The 20,980-nt window shown below is 40.6% G+C and carries 17 protein-coding genes; 15 read left to right on the forward strand and 2 right to left on the reverse strand.

From position 1 onward, the window contains the following. The first annotated feature begins 3 nt into the window (after positions 1-3). The 7 genes from QUF86_RS16315 to QUF86_RS16345 all read left to right on the forward strand — a co-directional run bounded on the left by QUF86_RS16315 (position 4) and on the right by QUF86_RS16345 (position 7,032). Positions 4-1,347 (forward strand): YfcC family protein, encoded by a 1,344-nt coding sequence (locus tag QUF86_RS16315; RefSeq protein ID WP_483313957.1) that lies wholly within the window; start codon positions 4-6, stop codon positions 1,345-1,347. A gap of 51 nt (positions 1,348-1,398) precedes the next feature. Beyond that, positions 1,399-2,577 carry an amidohydrolase gene (locus QUF86_RS16320; RefSeq protein ID WP_353957665.1) on the forward strand — a complete coding sequence of 393 codons (1,179 nt, stop codon included), beginning with the start codon at positions 1,399-1,401 and terminating at the stop codon, positions 2,575-2,577. Between the two features lie 153 nt (positions 2,578-2,730). Further along, entirely contained in the window at positions 2,731-3,492 is a 762-nt protein-coding gene (locus QUF86_RS16325; RefSeq protein ID WP_289334878.1) for a dimethylarginine dimethylaminohydrolase family protein, read from the forward strand. A 51-nt stretch (positions 3,493-3,543) separates the two neighbouring features. Continuing rightward, positions 3,544-4,959 carry an amino acid permease gene (locus QUF86_RS16330; protein ID WP_289315928.1) on the forward strand — a complete coding sequence of 472 codons (1,416 nt, stop codon included), beginning with the start codon at positions 3,544-3,546 and terminating at the stop codon, positions 4,957-4,959. Positions 4,960-5,137: 178 nt separating this feature from the next. Continuing rightward, positions 5,138-5,671, forward strand: a complete 534-nt coding sequence (locus QUF86_RS16335; protein ID WP_289334879.1) for an SRPBCC family protein — start codon at positions 5,138-5,140, stop codon at positions 5,669-5,671. A gap of 190 nt (positions 5,672-5,861) precedes the next feature. Next, positions 5,862-6,200, forward strand: coding sequence for a VOC family protein (locus tag QUF86_RS16340; RefSeq protein WP_289315930.1), 339 nt, complete (start codon positions 5,862-5,864; stop codon positions 6,198-6,200). Positions 6,201-6,726: 526 nt separating this feature from the next. Next, positions 6,727-7,032, forward strand: a complete 306-nt coding sequence (locus QUF86_RS16345; protein WP_289325505.1) for an NIPSNAP family protein — start codon at positions 6,727-6,729, stop codon at positions 7,030-7,032. A gap of 531 nt (positions 7,033-7,563) precedes the next feature. On the opposite strand, the gene QUF86_RS16350 is transcribed toward QUF86_RS16345, so the two are convergent. Together QUF86_RS16350 and QUF86_RS16360 are read right to left on the reverse strand one after the other, a co-directional pair. Further along, positions 7,564-8,757: a chromate transporter gene (locus QUF86_RS16350; protein ID WP_289334880.1), complete on the reverse strand. Its 1,194-nt coding sequence runs from the start codon at positions 8,755-8,757 to the stop codon at positions 7,564-7,566. A 759-nt stretch (positions 8,758-9,516) separates the two neighbouring features. Further along, complete coding sequence (locus tag QUF86_RS16360) at positions 9,517-11,349, reverse strand: sigma 54-interacting transcriptional regulator (RefSeq protein ID WP_289334881.1); 1,833 nt, start codon at positions 11,347-11,349, stop codon at positions 9,517-9,519. 195 nt (positions 11,350-11,544) lie between these two features. On the opposite strand from QUF86_RS16360, the gene QUF86_RS16365 reads away from it, so the two are divergent. The 8 genes from QUF86_RS16365 to QUF86_RS16400 all read left to right on the forward strand — a co-directional run bounded on the left by QUF86_RS16365 (position 11,545) and on the right by QUF86_RS16400 (position 20,978). Beyond that, on the forward strand, positions 11,545-11,748 hold the full coding sequence (locus QUF86_RS16365; RefSeq protein ID WP_289325503.1) for a hypothetical protein: 204 nt from the start codon (positions 11,545-11,547) through the stop codon (positions 11,746-11,748). Between the two features lie 85 nt (positions 11,749-11,833). After that, complete coding sequence (locus QUF86_RS16370; protein WP_289334882.1) at positions 11,834-13,246, forward strand: purine-cytosine permease family protein; 1,413 nt, start codon at positions 11,834-11,836, stop codon at positions 13,244-13,246. Between the two features lie 47 nt (positions 13,247-13,293). Then, the gene (locus QUF86_RS16375; protein ID WP_289334883.1) at positions 13,294-14,286 is read left to right on the forward strand and encodes a heme-dependent oxidative N-demethylase family protein; all 993 of its coding nucleotides are present in this window, start codon (positions 13,294-13,296) and stop codon (positions 14,284-14,286) included. A gap of 12 nt (positions 14,287-14,298) precedes the next feature. Further along, a complete protein-coding gene (locus QUF86_RS16380) occupies positions 14,299-14,820 on the forward strand; it encodes a hypothetical protein (protein WP_289334884.1) in 522 nt (173 codons plus the stop codon). 5 nt (positions 14,821-14,825) lie between these two features. Further along, positions 14,826-15,791 (forward strand): PDR/VanB family oxidoreductase, encoded by a 966-nt coding sequence (locus QUF86_RS16385; protein ID WP_289334885.1) that lies wholly within the window; start codon positions 14,826-14,828, stop codon positions 15,789-15,791. A gap of 47 nt (positions 15,792-15,838) precedes the next feature. Beyond that, positions 15,839-17,332, forward strand: a complete 1,494-nt coding sequence (locus tag QUF86_RS16390) for an aldehyde dehydrogenase family protein (RefSeq protein WP_289334886.1) — start codon at positions 15,839-15,841, stop codon at positions 17,330-17,332. A 759-nt stretch (positions 17,333-18,091) separates the two neighbouring features. Then, positions 18,092-19,696 (forward strand): sigma-54 interaction domain-containing protein, encoded by a 1,605-nt coding sequence (locus tag QUF86_RS16395; RefSeq protein WP_289315940.1) that lies wholly within the window; start codon positions 18,092-18,094, stop codon positions 19,694-19,696. Between the two features lie 130 nt (positions 19,697-19,826). Next, positions 19,827-20,978 carry an iron-containing alcohol dehydrogenase gene (locus QUF86_RS16400; RefSeq protein WP_289334887.1) on the forward strand — a complete coding sequence of 384 codons (1,152 nt, stop codon included), beginning with the start codon at positions 19,827-19,829 and terminating at the stop codon, positions 20,976-20,978. Positions 20,979-20,980: the final 2 nt, after the last annotated feature.

Below are 20,980 nucleotides of genomic sequence, written 5' to 3' on the forward strand. Positions count from 1 at the left end.
TTGATGTTTATCGTAATTGTAATAGTGACAGTATTGACCTATATCCTACCTGCAGGCCAATATGAAAGAATCGAAAAAGATGGCCGAAGTGTAGTCGATCCCACTTCTTTTGAATTTGTCGAATCAACACCAGTGGGGTTATTGGAAATGTTCAGCAGCATTCATGCGGGGATGATTGAAGGGGCGTCAATAATCTTGTTCGTCTTTTTGTTTGGCGGGGCTCTCGGAATCATGCAGGCAACAGGAGCCCTTGATTCATTCATTAAATTTGTTGCTGTCCGATTCGGAACAAAAGAGAAATTGCTTATTCCGTTGATGGTATTAATCTTCGCATCATTAGGGACACTGATCGGCTCTGCTGAAGATGCGTTAGTCTATATCGCAATCATTGTTCCGATGACAATTGCATTAGGTTTTGATGCACTTACAGGTTTTGCGATCGTTATCCTTGGTACATTGGCGACTGGATTCATTTCGGGGATTACAAATCCTTTTAATGTAGGGGTTGCCCAAAGCATTGCAGAACTGCCCATGTATTCGGGAATGGGATTGCGCATCGCTCTTCTTGCAGTGTTTTATGTCATAACAGTATTGTACATCTATTTCCATGCAATGAAGGTGAAAAGAAACCCCGAACTGGGGGAGTATGGGAAATTCAGGCGTGAAGATCATGCATATATTGATAAAAACTTTAGGATGAGTAAGAGACATAGCGCTGCTTTAATTATTTTATTGGTGAATTTCATCCTATTAGTCTATGGAGTCATTAAATTAGGATGGTATATAAGTGAAATTGGAGGCTTGTTTTTATTAAGCGGGATCATCATGGGCATAATTGGAGGCTTGACCCCATCCAAGATGGCCAATGGTTTTATTTCAGGAGCAGGCGATATGGTTTCTGGCGCATTGATAATTGGAGTTGCGCAGACAATCTTGGTCATCATTACAAGTGGCGGATTGCTGGATACTATTTTATATTATGCTGCAGGATTGGTTGAGCAGCTTCCTCCCGCCATAAATGCAATCGGAATGTTCATTGTCCAATTATTTCTTAACTTCATTGTTCCATCTGGAAGTGGACAAGCGGCATTGACGATGCCGATTATGGCTCCATTAGCGGATTTAATGGGTGTGACAAGACAAACGGCAGTGTTAGCTTTCCAATTAGGGGATGGGATCTCGAATATGATATTTCCGACTTCTGGAGTGCTGTTGGCTGGACTGGCAGTGGCAGGCATATCATTTACGAAATGGGTAAAATGGGTGTTTCCATTTCTTTTGATTCAGGTTGCGGTAGCGATTATCTTTTTGATCATTGCTCAAAGCATACAGTATGGCCCTTTTTAAAGATTTTAAAAGTCTGAATATTTGCACTAAATGATCAAGGAGGCATTCATGATGAAGACAATACAGGAGACAGTTGTGGATGAAGTGATTTCATGGAGACGTCATTTTCACGAAAATCCGGAGCTTTCATATCAGGAGCACCAGACTTCTGAATTCATCTATAGGAAATTAAAAACCTTTACAGGACTAGAGGTGACGAGACCTACCGAAACGAGCGTATTGGCGGTTCTCAAAGGTGCTAAAAAATCTGCACGAAAATCTAATACGATCACTTTTCGTGCAGATATTGATGCACTCCCGATAGAAGAAGAAGCAGAAGTTGAATATAAATCAAAAAATCCTGGGGTTATGCATGCATGCGGACATGATGCACATGCTGCAATGTTATTAGGTGCTGCTAAAGTCCTCTCTGGGAAAAAAGAAGCGATTAATGGAGAAATCAGGTTTATTTTCCAACACGCTGAGGAGGTTCTGCCAGGGGGAGCTCAGGAATTGGTGAAAAAAGGAGTCATGGAAGGAGTGGATTATGCATTTGCATTGCATGTTACTCCTTATGAAAATACTGGAACAATATGTTTAAGGGAAGGGGTATTCTGTGCAGCAGCTGATGATTTTGAAATTAAAATAATTGGTCAGGGCGGGCATGCGTCGACTCCGGAATTAACGGTGGACCCGTTAATCATTGGTGCAGAAATTACGACGAATATTCAACATATCGTTTCCAGAAAAATTTCAGCTCTAAGGACACCGGTCATTTCAGTCACTCAGTTCCATTCCGGAAGTGCGCTCAATGTCATACCTGAATATGCAGAAATCGGCGGTACCATTCGTTCCTTGGACTCTAATAGCCGCGTAAAAGCAAGGGAGCATCTAGAGCACATCGTTAAGGGGATTTCAGAAGCGCATGGGGCAAAATGTGAAATTACTTGGTATTTAGGATATCCCGCCGTAGTGAATGATAAAGCTGCCGTTGATATTTCGAGAACGGTCATGGAAGGGATTTTTGAAGAAGATCATATCATCCATGTTGATGATCCAATGTTCGGGACCGAAGATTTTTCAGCTTTTTCTGAAATCGTTCCCTCTTCCATGCAGTTCATAGGCGTTCATAATAATGAGTTTGGAAAAGCTTATCCTTTGCACCATCCTAAATTTAAAATCGATGAGAAAGCTTTAGAGTATGGAGTGCGATATTTTGTAGGGATAGCGGATAAATTATGCAGTCAATAAAATGACTTGAAGGAAAAGTTTAGTATTCTGCTTTGGAATAGTTAAGCGATTGCTAAAGATAAGGGATAAATGTCAAATTACATTTAAAGTACGGGAGGTTTATTAACCTCCCAAATTTTAAGAAGATAAGCTACCTATTTAGGAGGAATATATATGTTTAAACATGCGATTGTACGAAAGATTGGAAAAAGTTTTGTAAATGGATTAACAACATCGGATTTAGGAAACCCGGATTATGAAAAAGCGCTTGTACAACACGAGGCTTATGTAGAAGCATTAAAACGCTGCGGTGTGAAAGTGACCGTTCTGGATTCTGATGAAACATACCCTGATTCTACGTTTGTAGAAGATACCGCTGTGTTGACGTCAAAATGTGCCCTTGTAACGAATCCTGGTGCAGAAAGCCGAAATGGTGAGGTTATTGAAATGAAAGAAGTTTTAAAGGGATTTTATGACACAATCGAGTATATTCAATCCCCAGGCATGTTAGATGGCGGAGATGTAATGCAGGTTGAAGATCACTTCTATGTTGGCCTTTCATCGAGAACTAATGAAGCAGGAGCTCTGCAGTTCAAGGATATCATGGGTAAGTATGGTTATGATACGACCATCATTCCCCTTAAGAAATTCTTTCATTTAAAAACGGGTGTCAATTACCTGGGGGACAATAATTTATTAGTGGCCGGAGAATTCATCAATCACGAGGTTTTTTCAAGCTTTAATCAAATAACTGTAAAACAAGAAGAAGAATATTCGGGTAACTGCGTCCGAATGAACGACCATGTTATTGTCCCGAAAGGATTTGAGGGAACAAAGAAAAAAATAGAAGATTTAGGATACACGGTGATTGAAGTGGAAATGTCGGAATTTCAAAAACAAGATGGCGGCCTTAGTTGTCTCTCTTTGAGATTCTAAGATAGTTTGGGAGAAGAAATAGGTTAATAGATAAGATAAGGACGTGATTATATGGGGTATGGACTGGAGAATAATGATCAGCTGCAACGCTCAATGAAAAGACGTCATTTATTTATGCTTTCGCTTGGCGGCGTTATTGGTACAGGCCTTTTTTTAAATGCAGGCTATACAATTAACCAAGCAGGGGCAGGAGGCGCCCTGTTGGGATATTTAGCCGGTGGTCTTATTTTGTATATGGTAATGGTCTGTCTGGGTGAGCTAGCCGTTCATATGCCGGTTACAGGTTCTTTCCAAAAATATGCTGCTGAATATATTGGGCCTTCGGCTGGTTTTTCGCTCGGATGGATGTATTTCGTCGGTTCAGCCGCAACTGCAGGAGTTGAATTTACAGCAGCAGGAATATTGATGAAACAATGGTTCCCCGATATTCCTACCTGGATTTGGTGTGCAGTGTTCATAGTGCTTTTATTTACCTTGAATGCATTGACGACAAGAGGTTTTGCAGAGGCGGAATATTGGTTCGCCGGTATAAAAATCGTTGCGGTTATTTTATTTATCTTGATTGGAATCGCGGGCATCTTTGGTTTTGTCTCTTTATCTGATCGTCCAACCCCATTCTTTGAAAACCTGGCTCCTTCCGGTCTTTTTCCAGCAGGGGGCATTACAATTATCTTTGTGACTATGATGAATGTAATATTTTCTTATCAAGGTTCAGAACTGATAGGAATAGCAGCAGGGGAAAGTGAAAAACCTGAAGAGAACATTCCAAAAGCCATTCGAAATGTCCTTTTTAGAATCATTGTTTTTTACATTGCGTCCATTATTATCCTTTCTGCCATATTCCCTTCTTCAGAATTAGGCTTATTGGAAAGTCCTTTTGTAACTTTAATGAAGATAGCGGGGGTTCCTTATGCAGCAGGCATCATGAATTTCATAATTTTGACAGCCATTCTTTCTGTTGGGAATTCATGTCTTTATGCATCTACACGCTTGCTTTGGTCGATGGCCCATGATGGGATGGCACCTAAGCTGTTTGGTATTTTGTCAAATAGGAAAGTGCCGTTGAATGCCCTTCTTTTTACCATATCCTTTTCTCTTCTATCATTATTGACAAGCTTCATTGCTGCGGATACTGTGTTCGTGATACTTATGTCAATAGCAGGTATTTCCGTCACAATTTCATGGATGGGAATTGCTTTATCGCAATATATGTTTCGCAGGAAATTTATAAAAGCGGGAGGGAAAACGGAAGAGTTACAATATAAAGTACCTTTTTATCCATTTGTCCCATTGTTTTGTTTAGGCTTTTGCTTGCTGATTCTTGTATTCCTTGCTTTTGACCCTACCCAACGAGTAGGACTGTTTTATGGAATAGGATTTTTGGTAGCCTGTATTTTATTCTATAAATTTAAACTGGCTAAGAAAGTTGAGTCAAACACTAACTTTGAAAATGAAAAAATATTGTAATGGAGTTCTATATTGAAGTTCGTATTAAAAGGTCAGCCAGTCTTATACTGGTTGACCTTTTTTTAATCTTGAAGTTGCGGTCATTAGGATGATTATTTGCATGAATGGAAGGAAAAGACTGACAATGTGACGAAATAGAAGGAATGATTTATTACAAAAATAGGAAGGAGGAATTAACATGTCTGAAAACAAAATAACTGACAACATCACAACCAACGTAGAGGGTCGGGATCTCATCATGGAGCGTATATTTGCCGCGCCGCGGGGCCTTGTTTTTAACGCGTTTTCAAAACCTGAGCAGTTGGCCAGCTGGTGGGGACCGAAGGGATGGCAAACGGAAAATCGAGAGTTTAATTTTAAGCCTGACGGCGTTTGGCATTATTGCATGCGGTGCACAGATGAAAACCAAGGTGAATTTTATGGCCAAGAATCTTGGGGTAAAGCCGTCTATCAAGAAATTATTGTACCGGAGAAGATTGTCTTAACGGATATGTTTTCAGATGAAGAAGGCAACGCAGCCGAAAGTATGCCAGAAATACTGGTAACGATGACGTTTGTTGAACACGAGGGTAGGACAAAGCTCATCATGCATTCTCGATTCAATTCAGTCGAGGGTCTTCAGCAAGTAATGGAAATGGGGATAGTCGAGGGTTGTGCTTCACAATTTTCCCGCCTAGACGACCTTCTAAAAAAGCGCCAGCAGATAAGATAATAAGTCAGGAGCTGTATACAACCTCCTGCTTATGAACTAACGAGTGCGATTCTTCTTGAGAAGGATCGCTTTTTTTTATCAAGCTAAGGGCAGGATGGCATGTGAAAAATTAACTATTTTAACGAGTGAGTCAAGATAAAAAATAAATGTAATACAATTAAAGAATACCTAAAAAGGAAAGGGTGAAAGAATGAAAATCAATCATTTGAATTTAACTGTTAATGATGTTACAGCTTCACGTGAGTTTTTAGAAACATATTTTGGATTGACATGTGAAGGAAGTCGAGGAGATGGGTTCGCCGCAATGAAAGATGATGATGGTTCCATATTGACTCTAATGAAAGGAAGCAATGTACAATACCCCAAGACTTTTCATGTTGGATTCATACAAGAAAATGAAGAACAAGTTAACAGTATCAATCAACGATTGAAAGATGATGGATTCAAAGTAAAACCTCCACAACACTTACACAGGTATACATTCTACGTAGAAGCGCCTGGAGGATTTAACGTTGAAGTACTGTGTTAACGAGTTACCTGGAGATAGATAATAAACTAAAAGTAGCTTGCTTCGTTAAGGGAGGTTGCTGTTTCTGCAGCAGCTTACTTACGGAATAAACGGGGCGGCAATAGTTTAACAAGGAATGTTAATAAAAACAAACCGGAGGGGGATATATTTATCTCTCTCCGGTTTGTTTATTAGTAGGATGTTTAATTTCTTACCTAGGAAGTTGTTTCTATTACCTATTGACTGAAAATAGAGCAGATGAAGGCGGTACTTCTTTTACTGGACTTATAGGTAAGGATATAGAATGGATGTTATCAACTGAGTTCGAGAATGAGATGGTTTTTGAAGTTTTTGGTAATGGGGAATTTTGTAATTTTGTTAATACAGAATAAAGAAATATGAATGTAACGATTATTATTCAACTATCAGGTGCTTTACTTCAATCAGATAGTTGCTTCGGTTGCTCTTTTTCTAATGGAACAACGAGGGATGTTAGTGGAATTATATGTTATGATGGAAAAAAATAGATTTTCCTGGGGGGATTAAAATGGTTACTTGCTATCTGAAATATGTTCTTGACCCTTATAAAATAAATGAGTTCGAAGAATACGGTAAGATGTGGATTCGATTAGTTAATAAATTAGGCGGTGCACATCAGGGGTATTTCCTCCCGCATGAGGGTGCTAATAATATTGCTTATGCATTATTCACTTTCCCAAGTTTAGCGGCATATGAAGAGTACCGAGTAAAAATGGCATTGGATGCCGAATGTCAAGAAGCATATAAATTTGCAGAAGAGACTAAATGTATTTTAAGTTATGAGAGAAGCTTTATGCGTCCTATATTCGAATGAACATACATTAAATTTGAAAAATATTCTATCCAAACCTTGTTAAGCTAACAGGTGCTATACTTCAATACCCGGGGTTGCTGCTGCAACCTTTTTCTTATGCAACAAACGGCTCTTTACTTCAATAAGGAAGGTTGCTAGGCAGCCTTTTTTATGGAACTAACGTGGCAGAATAGGTGAATATATAAACTCCAACTATGAAAAGGTAATGATATATTCCATCTAGCTCCCTAAATCCTTCTAGTAATATCATAGCTTCGCATGTAATACGTGATCATTGTTCCGACCAGCATGATCATGTTTATACAAGTAGTGGGTGAACCGTTTACCTGCCTGGGTCCAAGCCCCACGGGCAGGTACATTCTACTCCGGCAATCGTTATCATATTTCGAGATGGAAATTGGTCAACCAGGAAAAAACTGGTTGACCTTATAATGCGAAAGGGGGCAGGTTAGTTCCATTAGAAATATGGAATGAATTAGATGAAAATGTGTCAATAATAGGAGGAACGATAAATTAATAAAAAACCTCGATTCAAATTAACGTCATGAGTGAGCCACCAATAGCACCGGTTATCACTATTAACCAAGGCGGCAATTTCCAGTACACAAGCATACTGAATAAGATGGCAGCAAAAGCAAAGTCTATAGGAGCTAAGATGGAGGAGGTCCAAATGGGATTATAAAATGCCGCAATCAAGATGCCTACAACTGCTGCATTTACTCCCATTAATGCCCCTTTTACTTTAGAATTACGGCGTAATGAGTCCCAAAATGGCAATGTCCCTAATATAAGAAGAAATGCAGGTAAGAAAATAGCGATCGTTGCTAATAAGCCACCTTGCCATCCATTTATCACGGCACCTATGTACGCTGCAAACGTAAATAATGGTCCTGGTACAGCTTGTGTTGCACCATATCCAGCAAGAAATGCCTCTTCATCTACCCAGCCAGTAGGGACAAATTCACGTTCAAGCAATGGCATGACTACGTGTCCTCCACCAAACACTAAAGAACCAGATCGATAAAAGCTATCAAACAGAGCAATCCAATCTGATGAAGTAACTTCCCGTAAAATTGGAAGTAGAAACAGTAATCCGAAAAATAAAGCTAAACTAACTAATCCGACACCACGCGAAATCGGAAAATGAACGTTAGATTCATAACTTTCGTCGTGTTGTTTATAAATTAGAAAACCAATCAATGCAGCCAGTATAATAATACCAACCTGCACATATGCAGTCTGCCAAATCAAAGTCCCAACCAAGGCTATTAATGCAATTGTCTTTCTCTTTATATCTGGAGTTAAATTTTTGGACATCCCCAAAATGGCCTGTGCAACTATGGCTACGGCTACTATTTTTAATCCATGGATCCAGCCTTTATTTGAAACATCCATTCCTTGGAGAAATAATGCTAATATTACTAACGCTATTACCGAAGGCAGTGTAAAACCAAGGAAGGCTAAAATTCCACCGATGAAACCTCCCCGCATAACTCCGATTCCAATTCCAACCTGACTGCTAGCTGGACCAGGTAAGAATTGACACAAAGCAACTAAATCAGCATAACTTTTTTCATCCATCCATTTTCTCCGTCTAACATACTCATTATGAAAGTAACCTAAATGTGCTATTGGCCCACCAAACGATGTTAAACCAAGCCTTGTCGAAACTAATAGTATTTCAAATAGTGACTTAAAACTTCTGTTTGCTTTATTTTGATCCACTAAAGTATTCCTCCTATAAAATTACTTTAAAAGGTTCATAAGCTTTCTTTCTAGCTACCATAAAACTGTATTTCCTTTTTCAGATGTCGATTATTACTTTCTTATTTTCCAATCGGCTTTTCGTTGCTCTTTTATTAAAGGTCCATCAGATTCCATTGTGTGAAAAAAGTTATATAAAGTACCTGAACTGATGATAAATCCGTGTTCTTTAGTACTTCGAGCATCCTAAGACCGAAGATAGGGGATTTAATATGTATATCTGTATTAATCCAAGAAAAAGTTTGTAAATCTCCTTTTATTACCATGTTTTAACCTTCGGACTATCCAATACCAATACCGATTATCTATCTAGAAGTATATATTTAGAATTCCTTTAGTTCTTAATTCCAACAATTAATTTACATACTCTTAATATTTTGCTCATATAAAAAATCTTGTTGAACTAAAAGTTGCTTTTTTTATGCAACAAACGAGTAAGGTTAGTCCGACAAAGAAAACTATCGGGGTAGGTTAGTGGAAGTACAGATATAATATCACCTATATAAGCGTGGTCATATGGAAAAACCAGTTGGATCCGGATATGGCGGGCGTTGATGCCATTTTAATTCCTTCATAACGTTCATAATGTAAATGGAAAGAAAATAACGAAAAAGCTGAATGCAAAAGCCCGCTCAAGACGGCCCCTGTAATCAGCTTTTTTATATTCACTATAGCATCCAGCCGGTTTGAAATAATTCCGGCATGACTGCATCCTGAATTTCAAACATGTATATTGAGTTGCTTACGTAGACGCTGCATTTCAGAATTGAAATAGGCTTTACTGTAGTCGCATCCGACAATGGCAACGATATTGCCGTCATCATCAATTATTGGCGCAAAGCTCGTTTTCCACTCACCGTACCTGTCTTCGTAAATGGGAGTAACACCCGCTTTACCATTAAACGCTTGGTAAGCGACATTTACCATTTCCGGTGGACCGATATATTCTTCCCCCGGTTCAATTACAAAGCCTTTGTCTGCAACGAGGTGAATCAGACGTCCATCCTCCGTCATGATAAATATGAAGACCCATTCAATTACGCCTTCTTTTTCTTGAATCAGGGTAAGCTTTTGTTTCAATTTTTGGGAATGGGAAGTTTGCAGGTTCATATTTTTTTGTAGACTGATAACCTCATCAGCTGGAATGATAGCTGCAGTTACAACGGCAACGGAACGAAGCCGTTGATTTATTTGTTCTTCTAAAATGGCCCGTTTATTCACTGGTGAAAAGCTTGCCTCTTCAATTTTATTACGTAATTTTTTATATTTCCTGCTCATGGTCGGCTGGCTGACCTCCAATACCTTTGCCGCTAGTTTTAATGATTTGTATTGTTCCATTGCCATGTTGATCAGTTGTTCCTCCACAAGGTCGACTGCTTCTTGCAACGGCATTAGAAAATCGATGACAGGTATTGAAGTGGGTTTGGGCCCTTTAAAAGGAAGGACCTCTTTAACCAAAGCAACATCCACTTCCGGTATTCCGCTTGTAATCACAAGCCTTTCAACTGTATTTTCAAGTTCGCGCACGTTACCGGGCCATTGATAGATACATAGTAAGTCGATTGCATCCGGGGTGAAGGCTACCTTTCGTTTGTACAGCGTATTGTACTTTTGTAAAAAAAATTGAACCAGATGGGGGATTTCATCTACACGATTCCTAAGCGGCGGAAGATGGATAGGTACGACATGAAGACGATAATATAAGTCTTCTCGAAATTCACCTTTTTTCACCATTTTTTCGAGCGATTTATTTGTTGCGGCAATCACTTGAATATCAACAGGGTGTGAGGTCGTACTGCCAATTGGGGTGACAACGCGTTCCTGAAGGACACGAAGCAGTTTTACCTGTACGTTAGGCGGTAACTCGCCCACTTCATCCAAGAATAAGATACCTTTATGGGCAAGTGTGAATTTCCCCTTGGCCCCGTCTTTCCTTGCGCTGGTAAAAGCCCCTTCTACGTAGCCAAACAGTTCGCTTTCAATCAAGTTTTCGGGGATGGCGCCGCAATTGACTGGTATAAACGGTCCGTCGCTCCTGTTACCCATATTATGTATGGCCCTGGCAGCTATTTCCTTTCCGACACCGGATTCCCCCAATAAAAGAACTGTTGCGCTGACATCACAGACCATTTGCATTTTATGAAGAACGTCTAGCATGGGTTTACTGCGGATCACAAATGGAAAAGATGGCTTCTTCGATTCCATTAATGGCCCCGATTGCCCCACTGATGTATCTGGGTAAGAGTCTTTAATTTCTTTGTAGGCCCAGACCCATGCCCCTGATTCAATCGGGTATGCCGTCACCAGCACCTCTGGACCCTGCCATGAGGACTGCATGAAACTTTTTTTTTCATTTTTGCCCATTACCTCTTCTGCCAAACTCGTAGAAAATAAATCTTGTTCAACATCTTTGATAGAACCACCGACATTAGCAGATTTGATTGTATGGAATAAGGAGTTCCCTGTTCCGGTCGACTTCAGTATGGTGCCATTTTTATCTGTCACAATAAGCTGATCGTAAATAGACAAGAGTGCAGAGGTGAAGTGATCCATTTATGTCTACCTGCCTTTCATTTAACTTCCTAGATTCAATATTACAGAAATTTCACAATTGTTCAATAGTTTCAGAAATGAATATTCTTCCTATTGAAAACCTTGTAAGCATAGTGTTTCTGATTGGCATGGTTATTGCAATAAAGTAAAGAGAAGGGACTAAAAAGCACGATTGCAAAGGAGGGAGAAGCTATTTTGAATAAAGAGAATCAGTTTCAACAGAATATCAATTCAGAGGATCCCTTTATTAAGAGTCTATATTCAGATTTGAATGAGCGGATCATTGCGTATGAACAGGAAGATGCCGTGAAAATCGACAAAATGAAATGGAAGGATGCGACAGGCTCTATTTTTTTCATGATTTTAATCATTGTCTACCTGGTCTATTCACTTGTTTAAAGTAGTTTTGTTAAGATCCCCCAGAACAATAACAGCCTTATTTCCAAGCAATGCAATCATTATTTTATAGTTGGGAGAGAAGCGTGTGAGTAAAGAGAATTCCTCCATTTCAAAGGATGTGGCCTTTGGCTTTTTACCGGCAAGTAAAAGTGACCGGATTTTTAACCTTCGGGATTTAATTTTAGTTCAGGTTGTTATTGGCCTCTCATCTTTTGGGCTGTTAACTGGTGGATACACAGGTACAATGCTTGATGCGAAGCAGTCACTTGCAGCGATTTTATTCGGTAACGCCTTCCCTATGCTGTTGATTGTTCCCATTACCCTGTATTTTGCGCGTTATGGCATAGACACTTTTGTAGGGTTTCGAAGTTCACTAGGGTATATAGGATCCAATATCTTTTTCTTTGTTTTCCTTATTTTGACTCTCGGCTACATTTCCATTGCGCTTTTCATGTCTGGCCAGGCGTTAGCAGAGGCTGCTAATTGGATGGGGATGCCCGCCCTTTTCTCAAGTCAAGCAACGGGAGCGCCGTTTTTCTCAATTTTACTCTTTATCTGTGCATTTCTTGTAACGGTGAAGGGACCGGTAGCGATTCAAAAATATACCGCAGTAGCCGTTCCGGTTTTTATGGTTCTCATGTTTGGCCTTCTCGCAATAGTCTTGTTTGGACAGGGATTCACGAAAGTTGCCAATATACTTCCTTCTGAGCCGTTTGAAACGACTTCCCGTTCATTCGCGACTGCCCTGGAATTAAACATCGGTCTCGGCTTCTCATGGCTTCCATATCTTGGCCAATACAGCCGTTTATCTAAAACCGAAGGAGGAGCATTTAAAGCAGGATTCTACAGCTATGGAATCATCGTCAGTATCGCTGCTTTAGTTGGGGCCCTTGCTGCATTAGTCGCTGGTTCACTTAATCCTTCTGACTGGATGTTTTCAATCGCTGGAAGTTGGGGCGGTTTCATTGGCTTGATTTTACTTTCGGTAGGGAATGTCGGTGCAGCCATTTTCCTTATGTACTCACAAGCTGTCAGCTTTAAAACTGTATTCCCGAAAAAGTCATGGATGATAGCGATGGGTACAACCGTACCAACTATATTCTTACTTTTAAGCTCAACGTTCTACGATGCATTTGGTTCATTCATTGCTGTCATTTCTTTTATTATGGCTGTTCTTGGCGGCATTGTCGTTGCAGATTACTTTTTTGTAAAGCGCCAACGCATTTCAATAAGGGATTTGTATGATACGCAAGGCTCTTATACCTATTGGAAAGGCATTAACCCGTCTGCAGTTCTCACAGTGGTTATTGGAACGATCGTATACTGGGCACTCTATAATCCATTGACTTTTGAAGCAAGTGACTTTTTCCTTTATTCGGCTGCCGGAATTCCCACATACTTTGTTGCTTTAGTCACCTACTATGCATCTTCTAAATACCTTTTCCGTTTTGAAGTTGACATGGAGCGTCCTTCCGTTGAATTAAAGGAAGCTAAATAGAAAAAAACGCACTTTAAAAAATCTAGGGAACGAGAGGAGATTGTTCAATGTTTACACAAAGCTTAGATTTCAAAACAACTGATTTAGATACATTCCCATTTCCATTCACTTCAGGTAACTATCGTTATTCAAACGACTTGAAACGACTCTCAAACATTAACTGTATCGAAGTCACACCAGAATACAAACTCCAAGTAGAAACGAAGCGTCGTCTCCTTCAAGAACAGCCGCATATAAGGTTTCAATCTTTTTCACACACATTAGAAATGCAATGGGAGGTACTGGAAATGCTTGTCGAGATGGCAACCGATCGCTATCCGGAGCATTTCGAGGTCATTAAAGATGGAGACAACTGGACTTTCAAAAACCACATCTTCGGGGAATCCGATTCATTCGTATATGGCGATGCCAGCACGCTTCCAAATGAGCCGCTTGATTATATAGGCCGCCATTTCCACAATGATTTTGTGTTAATGGTTCATCGCGATAGTAATTTCTATTTGGAAGTGGGGCAAGTTTCATACGCCGCGCTCTTCTCAGCTAACTGGAATAAAGGCATGTCCTTTGATGAAATCCATGCACCAGTTCCATTTGTATCGCGGAAAGGCGACGAACTGGCAGATCGCGTTCGTAAGTTTTTATTATCCATTGAGCCAGGAAAGCCATGGACACGCATCAACTGGAACCTGATGGCGGACCGTTGGGATGTCAACTATGAAACGATGGATGTATGGGGACCGCAGCGTTCTGGGATAACACCAGAAAATGCAGGTAAACTTGTTCGTTTGCGTGTTGAAGAACAAAAGTTTTATCGCATGCCACGAAGCAACGCCATTCTATTCGTATTGAATACGCAGTTCCTGCCACTAGAGGATTTGGCATTGCGCCAGGAGTGGTTTGATCTGACATATAGCGTACTGCAGGATATTCCGGAACCTATGGCTGAATACAAAGGGATTGCCCCGTTTCTTCCACAATCGGTTGAATATTTGAGGCGCATTGATGATGAAAAACAAAAAGCGAAGATAAACAAAAAGTAGGGGGATAGGGCCTTGTACAATAGTCCAGTATTGTTTGATAAATCCATTACGATCGTAAATCAATTTACTCCTCGGAATGAACGAAGGAAGTTTGTCATCATTTCTGATCAAGCCGGATATGAAAAGGCGAAAAGTTTCACTTCTGAAATTGCAGGTACAGTACCTTTTGAAGGTCTTTCCATTAACGGAATGGAAGATAAAGAGGAGATTAAGAGAGTCATTTTGTCACAAAAGATGGGCACCCAATTTTATATTGCGGCTGCATGGAACAATGCCGTTATGGTCTTCTCGCTGGGGGTAGAAGCTGGTCTATCTGAGGATGAGATCCAGACGGTGATTATCGGGCCTAAACGAAGGTACGTATATTGCATGAAATGTTTCGAAGTGTCGGAAGTCGCAGAAGAATCAGAGATTGCAGAATGTGACCAGTGCAGAGCCAGTCTTGAAATAGGTCCTTTTTATTCAATCGTACGGGAAGGTTATATTGGTTACCCATTCATCCCAATCGGAAAAGAAGAAGAAGTAGGGAGCTGATCATCATGCGGGTAGTAGGAAATATTCAAATGAAAGTAAACAAGATTATTCAAGAAACTCCATTCGTGAAACAGTTCGAGTTGATACCAGTTGATGGAAAACCGTTGCCTGCATTTACAGGCGGTTCGCATTTGACCACTTTCATGCCAGCCGGAGATACGATATTCGAGAGAGAATACTCCATCATCAGCAATCCAAGAGACCGCAAAAAATATGCAATTTCCATTCGTCGTGACGAGGCGTCTCGCGGAGGTTCCGCTTTCTGGCATGATCATGTAAAGAAAGATTCCAGGTTGGAAGTCAGTTTCCCTAAAAACAACTTTCCTCTAAGCTTTCGAGCTAAGCATCATGCTTTTTATGCAGCTGGAATCGGCATCACCCCATTTTTGGCAATGATGGAAGACATGGCTGCCGAAGGGCAAACCTTCGAACTCCATTATGCAGCACGCACACCGGAGTTATGTGCTTTTTATGATCTGTTGAAAGCCAATTATCCTGATCAATGTACATTTTATTTTTCGCAGGCAGAAGACAAACGCAGAATGTTGCCTGAGACGATGATGGATCATCGCATTGGCACACATGTATATTTTTGCGGACCACTAGAGATGGTACAAGAGTATCGAAAAGCTGCAAGTTCATATGGGTATCCGGAACATGCGATCCACTTCGAATTATTTGCGACAAAAAATGATGGACCGCAAGATCCTTTCATTGTCGACCTTACAGACAGCGATCGGTCCATCAACGTTAATGAGGGTGAAACATTACTTGAAGCCCTTTTAAGGGAAGGAATAGATGCACCTTATTCTTGTAAAGTGGGCGGTTGCGGAAGTTGTGAAGTAGATGTCGCAGAAGGGGAAGTAGACCACCGGGATAACTTCCTTAGCGAAGAAAACCGTCAAACACGCAACTCAATACTGACATGCTGCTCACGTGCGAAGGACGACAGACTTGTTTTAAAACTTTAATCATTCTGTACAGGTAAAAAAAATAATGAAAACCGGAGGCATAAAACATGACAATTTTAGAAACGGCAGTTTTAGAGCTAAAAAATTACATCGACGGTAAGTGGCAGTCCTCATCTTCAAATGAAGTAATCCCGGTAATTAATCCTGCAACACAGGAAGTCATTGCAAGGGCACCGCGTGCCACCAAAGAAGATACAGAAATGGCAATCTCAGTTGCGAAAGCAGCTTTTGAAAGTGGAGTATGGTCAGGCTTAACAGCGCAGGAGCGTGCTTCCTACCTATATAAAATCGCAGATAAAATTGAAGAACGTGCGGAAGAGTTAACGATTCTTGAAACAATGGACAACGGGAAACTTAAAGAAGAGGCAGGTTTCGATATTGCCGATGCAGCCGCGTGTTTCCGTTACTATGCGGGGTTAATCCTTCATCCTGAAGGGGAAACTTACCAAGTTCCCGCTCCCGTTCAAGCGATGGTTGTTCGCGAGCCAGTAGGAGTAGCCGGTTTGATTGTACCTTGGAATTTCCCTCTTCTAATGAGTGTTTGGAAAATCGCACCGGCCCTTGCGGCAGGTAACACCATTGTGTATAAACCGGCTGAATTGACTCCTGTCACAGCTATGAAATTATTTGAAATCCTAGAGGAAGTGGGCATCCCTAAAGGTGTGGCCAATATGGTGATGGGCCGCGGGACTGTTGTCGGTCAAACAATTGCAGAAAGCAAGGATGTTGACATTGTTTCGTTTACAGGAAGTACAGATGTTGGCCGCACAATCATGAAAGCGGCCGCGGGCAACTTAAAGAAAATTTCCCTAGAGCTTGGCGGTAAATCACCTAACATCGTTTTTGCAGATGCAGATTTAGAGACGGCCGTCGATTACGGATTGTTTGGCATCTTCTTCGGTGCCGGCCAAGTTTGTTCATCAGGTAGCCGCATTCTTGTTGAAGAAAGTATTTATGATGAATATGTAAAACGCTATGTGGAACGCGCAAATAAAATCAAAGTAGGACCTGGCCTTGCGGAAGACAGCCACATGGGGGCAATTGTTAGCGAAGCACAAATGAATAGCATTTTGAACTATATTGAAATCGGCAAACAGGAAGGTGCGACACTTGCAGCAGGCGGTTACCGTCTTGTTGATGACGGTCTTGACAAAGGATTCTTCATTGCACCGACTGTCTTCACTGATGTAACACCTGACATGCGCATCGTACAAGAGGAAATCTTTGGTCCAGTTGTTGTCATCCAAAAGTTTAAAGATGAAGAAGAAGCTATTAAACTTGCAAATGATACAGACTACGGCCTTGCAGGCGGCGTCTTCTCTAACGACGGGGCAAAAGGACTGAGAGTGATCAAGAAGGTACGGGCAGGCATCACCTGGGTAAATGATTATCATCCAACCTATGTCGAGGCGCCATGGGGCGGTTACAAACAGAGCGGTATTGGACGCAGTTTAGGAAAATACGGCTTGGATGAATACCAGGAAATTAAACAAATCAACATTAATCTCGATGTAAAACCGGTTGGCTGGTTTCCAAATTAATCATAGAATTAGAGAGAAAGCAATTAACTTTCCATAATCAAATCAAAGAACCTAATCCAAATATGGATTAGGTTTCAGTTTGTAACAAAAGGGGTGCGGAATAAAAAAATTCCGAACCCCTTTTGAAAATTTCCTTTGAAATTTTGGCCAAGGTTAATCAATGGCAGTCTCAATTTTACAAACCAAATGGTTCGCTGGCATAGGTTGGTCTAAAGTAATCATTTCAAGTTGATCTAGCTGAATAGAATCATGTTCAAAAAGCATCCTCATCAACTCAAGTTTTAATCCTTCTATTTTAAAAGGACTGTAGGTAAAAGGAGTTCTATCTAAATGTTAAAACAAAGTTGATTGTAGAGGAGGCTCCAGGACCGACCGCGGATAGCGCGTACCTGGAACGGAAGTCACGTCCCAATTGTACAAGCCATAGAAAACTTTAGGCAAACTTTTTTTGGTATGATAACAGTGTCATACCAATGCATATTTATCGCTTTTTATCAGAAAAAGCATATGGGGATTGAATATGTTCTTACCGCTGAAGCACTTATTCTGGGTGTCTTTGGTTGTCGTACATAGTATCATACAAAAGGAAAGGACATTACATAATGTTCACAATATAAGTTAATGAGACCGATGTTTATGCCTTCTTTAATTTGAAAGGCGAGGAATTCGCCTGGACTATCAAAGAGTACTCCGATCAAGGAGGAAGCGTTCTATCAAATGTTAAAGACCAGTCAGGGATCAGGTTAGGAGTGGATATTGATGACTAAGTTTTATTCGGATATGACAGTGGAGGAAGCGATTTCAAGTTTTCCCGTCGGAAGCAATGAAGTGGAAGTAATGGACGATTCAGAGGAATTTATCGGATTTCTGACGATTGAAGCGTTATCTGCGGCAGTGCAGCAGAGTGATTTGACGAAGCCTATTTCTCATTTCATTACAGTGAATGCACCGCTACAAAATATACGGAATTACTCTATACCATATGAACAATTTCAAGCATTTTTCGAGAGTGATCTATGCAGGGTTGTATTTAATGCCCTGTATGATGGCGTGTATATCACCGATGGGGAAGGAACGACATTATTTATCAATCAAGCTTATCAGCGCATTACCGGAATAAGAGAAGAGGAAATTATCGGAAAACCAATGAGTTATTTAATTGAGCAGGGTATGATATCCGTTTCTGCTTCGTTGGACTCTATTCGAACGAAGAATCAAGTCACTTTGACACAAAGAATCCGAAATGGGAGAAAGATTATCGTATCTGCCACACCTATTCTTTCGCCACAGAATCAAGTCATTTTCGTCATAAATAGTGTTAGGGATATTACTGAATTAATCCGGATGAAGTACACAATCGACAGTCAAAAGTTATCTTTCCAACCTATTTCTCAATTATTGCCTGGCTCGGAACAGGTGAATTTGCAGGAAATAATCATTGGGCCTACTACAACTCCTTTATTCAAACTGGCCGATAAAGTAGCTAAAACGGATGCGAAGATCTTGTTACAGGGGGAAACGGGTGTAGGGAAGAGCTTAATCGCTAAGTACATTCATGCAAAAAGTTCCAGGAAGGATAAAATTTTCCTTGAATTAAATTGCGGAGCCATCCCAGCGAACTTGGTGGAATCCGAACTTTTTGGATACGAACCGGGAGCATTTACCGGATCCCTTAAGAATGGGAAAATGGGGATTTTTGAGAAAGTAAATGGTGGTACGTTATTTTTAGACGAAATAGGGGATTTACCTTTAGAGTTACAGGTCAAACTTTTAAAAGTGGTAGAAGAAAACAAGTTTATGAGAGTAGGTTCCACCGAAATGAAAGAAGTGGATGTCAGGTTAATTACTGCCACTCATCGGGATCTGGCCTCACTCGTTCAAGAAGGATCTTTCCGCGAAGATCTATATTACCGGCTTAATATTGTATCCTTTGAAGTTCCGCCACTGCGCCAGCGAAAGGAAGAAACGATCCCGCTTTTAGAAATGTATTTGAAAAAATTCAATGAAAAATATAATGAACAGAAAAGGATGACACCGGAATGCTATGAATGGCTGACGAACTATTCATGGCCTGGTAATATACGTGAGCTTGCGAGTCTTGCAGAGCGACTGGTTGTCACGACTTACGATGATACGATCGATTTGGCTAATTTACCATCTATCATACAGCCGGTCTTATCAAAAAAAACTACATCTCATTCCTTGAAGGAAGCCGTTTCCGATCTGGAGCGGACCTTGATACTGGATGCGATGAAAAAATACGGGACAACAAGGGCGGCTGCCATATCTTTGGATATCAGTCAAAGCGCTTTAGTGCAAAAAATGAAAAAATTTCACATACGAGTAGAAAACGAATCGAATTAGTTTTTTTGATTTGATTTCTACTCATTTTTATATGGTTACCCATGAAAGAATAAGTAATTTCCCTTTAAATTAAGCGTTTTCACTTTGGCATGATTCATGCATAAGTAATTAACTGAAAGGGGAGATAACCATGAATATTTCTATTTTTTCAATGGCTAACAAATTGGTGACAGGAGCAGATTCTTTACAACAGCTGACTGAAGAGGTTACTCGATTAGGGATGAAGAATCCATTGATCGTTACAGATAAAGTTCTACTGGATGCTGGGGTTGTGCAAAAGGTTGAGGATTTACTTTCATTAGCATACGGTATTTTTTCGGATGTGAATCCTGAACCGGAAATTGAAATCGTTGAGCAATGTGTACGGTACATCAGGGATGGAAATCATGATGGGCTGATTGCGGTAGGAGGGGGAAGTGCAATGGATATTGCCAAAGCCTCTTCCGTCATGGCTACGAATTCAGGAAGCATCGAGACCTATTTTGGCACGAATCTAATTGAAGTTCCAGGAATTCCTTTAATAGCCATACCGACGACGGCTGGCACGGGGTCTGAAGTGACGAATATTTCGATTCTATCCGACAAAAAAGAACAGGTTAAGAAGGGAATTGTTAGTTCGTATCTTTTACCGGATGTATCGATCGTATCTCCCGTCATGACGCTGACTTGCCCGCCAAGTGTGACGGCAGCAAGTGGAGTGGATGCACTGGTTCATGCAGTGGAGGCTTATATTTCCAAATTCGCCTCGCCCTTGACTGATGCCTTGGCAATTGGAGCAATGAAGTTGATAGCGAAAAATTTACCAAAGGCTTACGCTGCGCCAGATCATCTAGAAGCAAGGGAAGCCATGATTACAGGAAGCCTAATGGCCGGGTTAGCTTTTGGAAATGCTGGTGTTGGAGCTGTTCATGCCTTAGCTTATCCGCTTGGAGGCCGCTTCCATTTATCACATGGAGTCAGCAATTCATTATTACTGCCATATGTCATGCAATGGAATAAAATTGCATGTTTGGAAAGGTTCCGTGACATTGCAGAAGCACTGGGAGAGAAAGTCAATCATTTAAATGATGATGAGGCAGCAGATAAAGCTATAGAAGCGATGACGAGAATATGTCGTTACGTGGATATACCTGAATCACTTCGTCAATTTGACATTCCTGAATCTGCCTTAAGTGAAATGGCTGCCGAAGCCATCAAACAAGTACGATTGCTGCGGAATAATCCCCGTGCATTAAACGTTCGGGATATCGAAAAAATTTACCGTTCAGCCTATGGCATTTAAGT

This window comes from Peribacillus sp. NJ11 (genome assembly GCF_030348405.1).
Lineage (GTDB): Bacteria > Bacillota > Bacilli > Bacillales > DSM-1321 > Peribacillus.

Excerpts from the sequence above, each read along its gene's own strand:
- QUF86_RS16315 (WP_483313957.1), top strand. The coding sequence starts at position 4 with ATGTTTATCGTAATTGTAATAGTGACAGTATTGACCTATATCCTACCT.
- QUF86_RS16400 (WP_289334887.1), top strand. The coding sequence starts at position 19,827 with ATGAATATTTCTATTTTTTCAATGGCTAACAAATTGGTGACAGGAGCA.
- QUF86_RS16325 (WP_289334878.1), top strand. The coding sequence starts at position 2,731 with ATGTTTAAACATGCGATTGTACGAAAGATTGGAAAAAGTTTTGTAAAT.
- QUF86_RS16320 (WP_353957665.1), top strand. The coding sequence starts at position 1,399 with ATGAAGACAATACAGGAGACAGTTGTGGATGAAGTGATTTCATGGAGA.
- QUF86_RS16360 (WP_289334881.1), bottom strand. The coding sequence starts at position 11,349 with ATGGATCACTTCACCTCTGCACTCTTGTCTATTTACGATCAGCTTATT.
- QUF86_RS16385 (WP_289334885.1), top strand. The coding sequence starts at position 14,826 with ATGCGGGTAGTAGGAAATATTCAAATGAAAGTAAACAAGATTATTCAA.
- QUF86_RS16335 (WP_289334879.1), top strand. The coding sequence starts at position 5,138 with ATGTCTGAAAACAAAATAACTGACAACATCACAACCAACGTAGAGGGT.
- QUF86_RS16340 (WP_289315930.1), top strand. The coding sequence starts at position 5,862 with ATGAAAATCAATCATTTGAATTTAACTGTTAATGATGTTACAGCTTCA.
- QUF86_RS16375 (WP_289334883.1), top strand. The coding sequence starts at position 13,294 with ATGTTTACACAAAGCTTAGATTTCAAAACAACTGATTTAGATACATTC.
- QUF86_RS16330 (WP_289315928.1), top strand. The coding sequence starts at position 3,544 with ATGGGGTATGGACTGGAGAATAATGATCAGCTGCAACGCTCAATGAAA.
- QUF86_RS16390 (WP_289334886.1), top strand. The coding sequence starts at position 15,839 with ATGACAATTTTAGAAACGGCAGTTTTAGAGCTAAAAAATTACATCGAC.
- QUF86_RS16345 (WP_289325505.1), top strand. The coding sequence starts at position 6,727 with ATGGTTACTTGCTATCTGAAATATGTTCTTGACCCTTATAAAATAAAT.
- QUF86_RS16395 (WP_289315940.1), top strand. The coding sequence starts at position 18,092 with ATGACTAAGTTTTATTCGGATATGACAGTGGAGGAAGCGATTTCAAGT.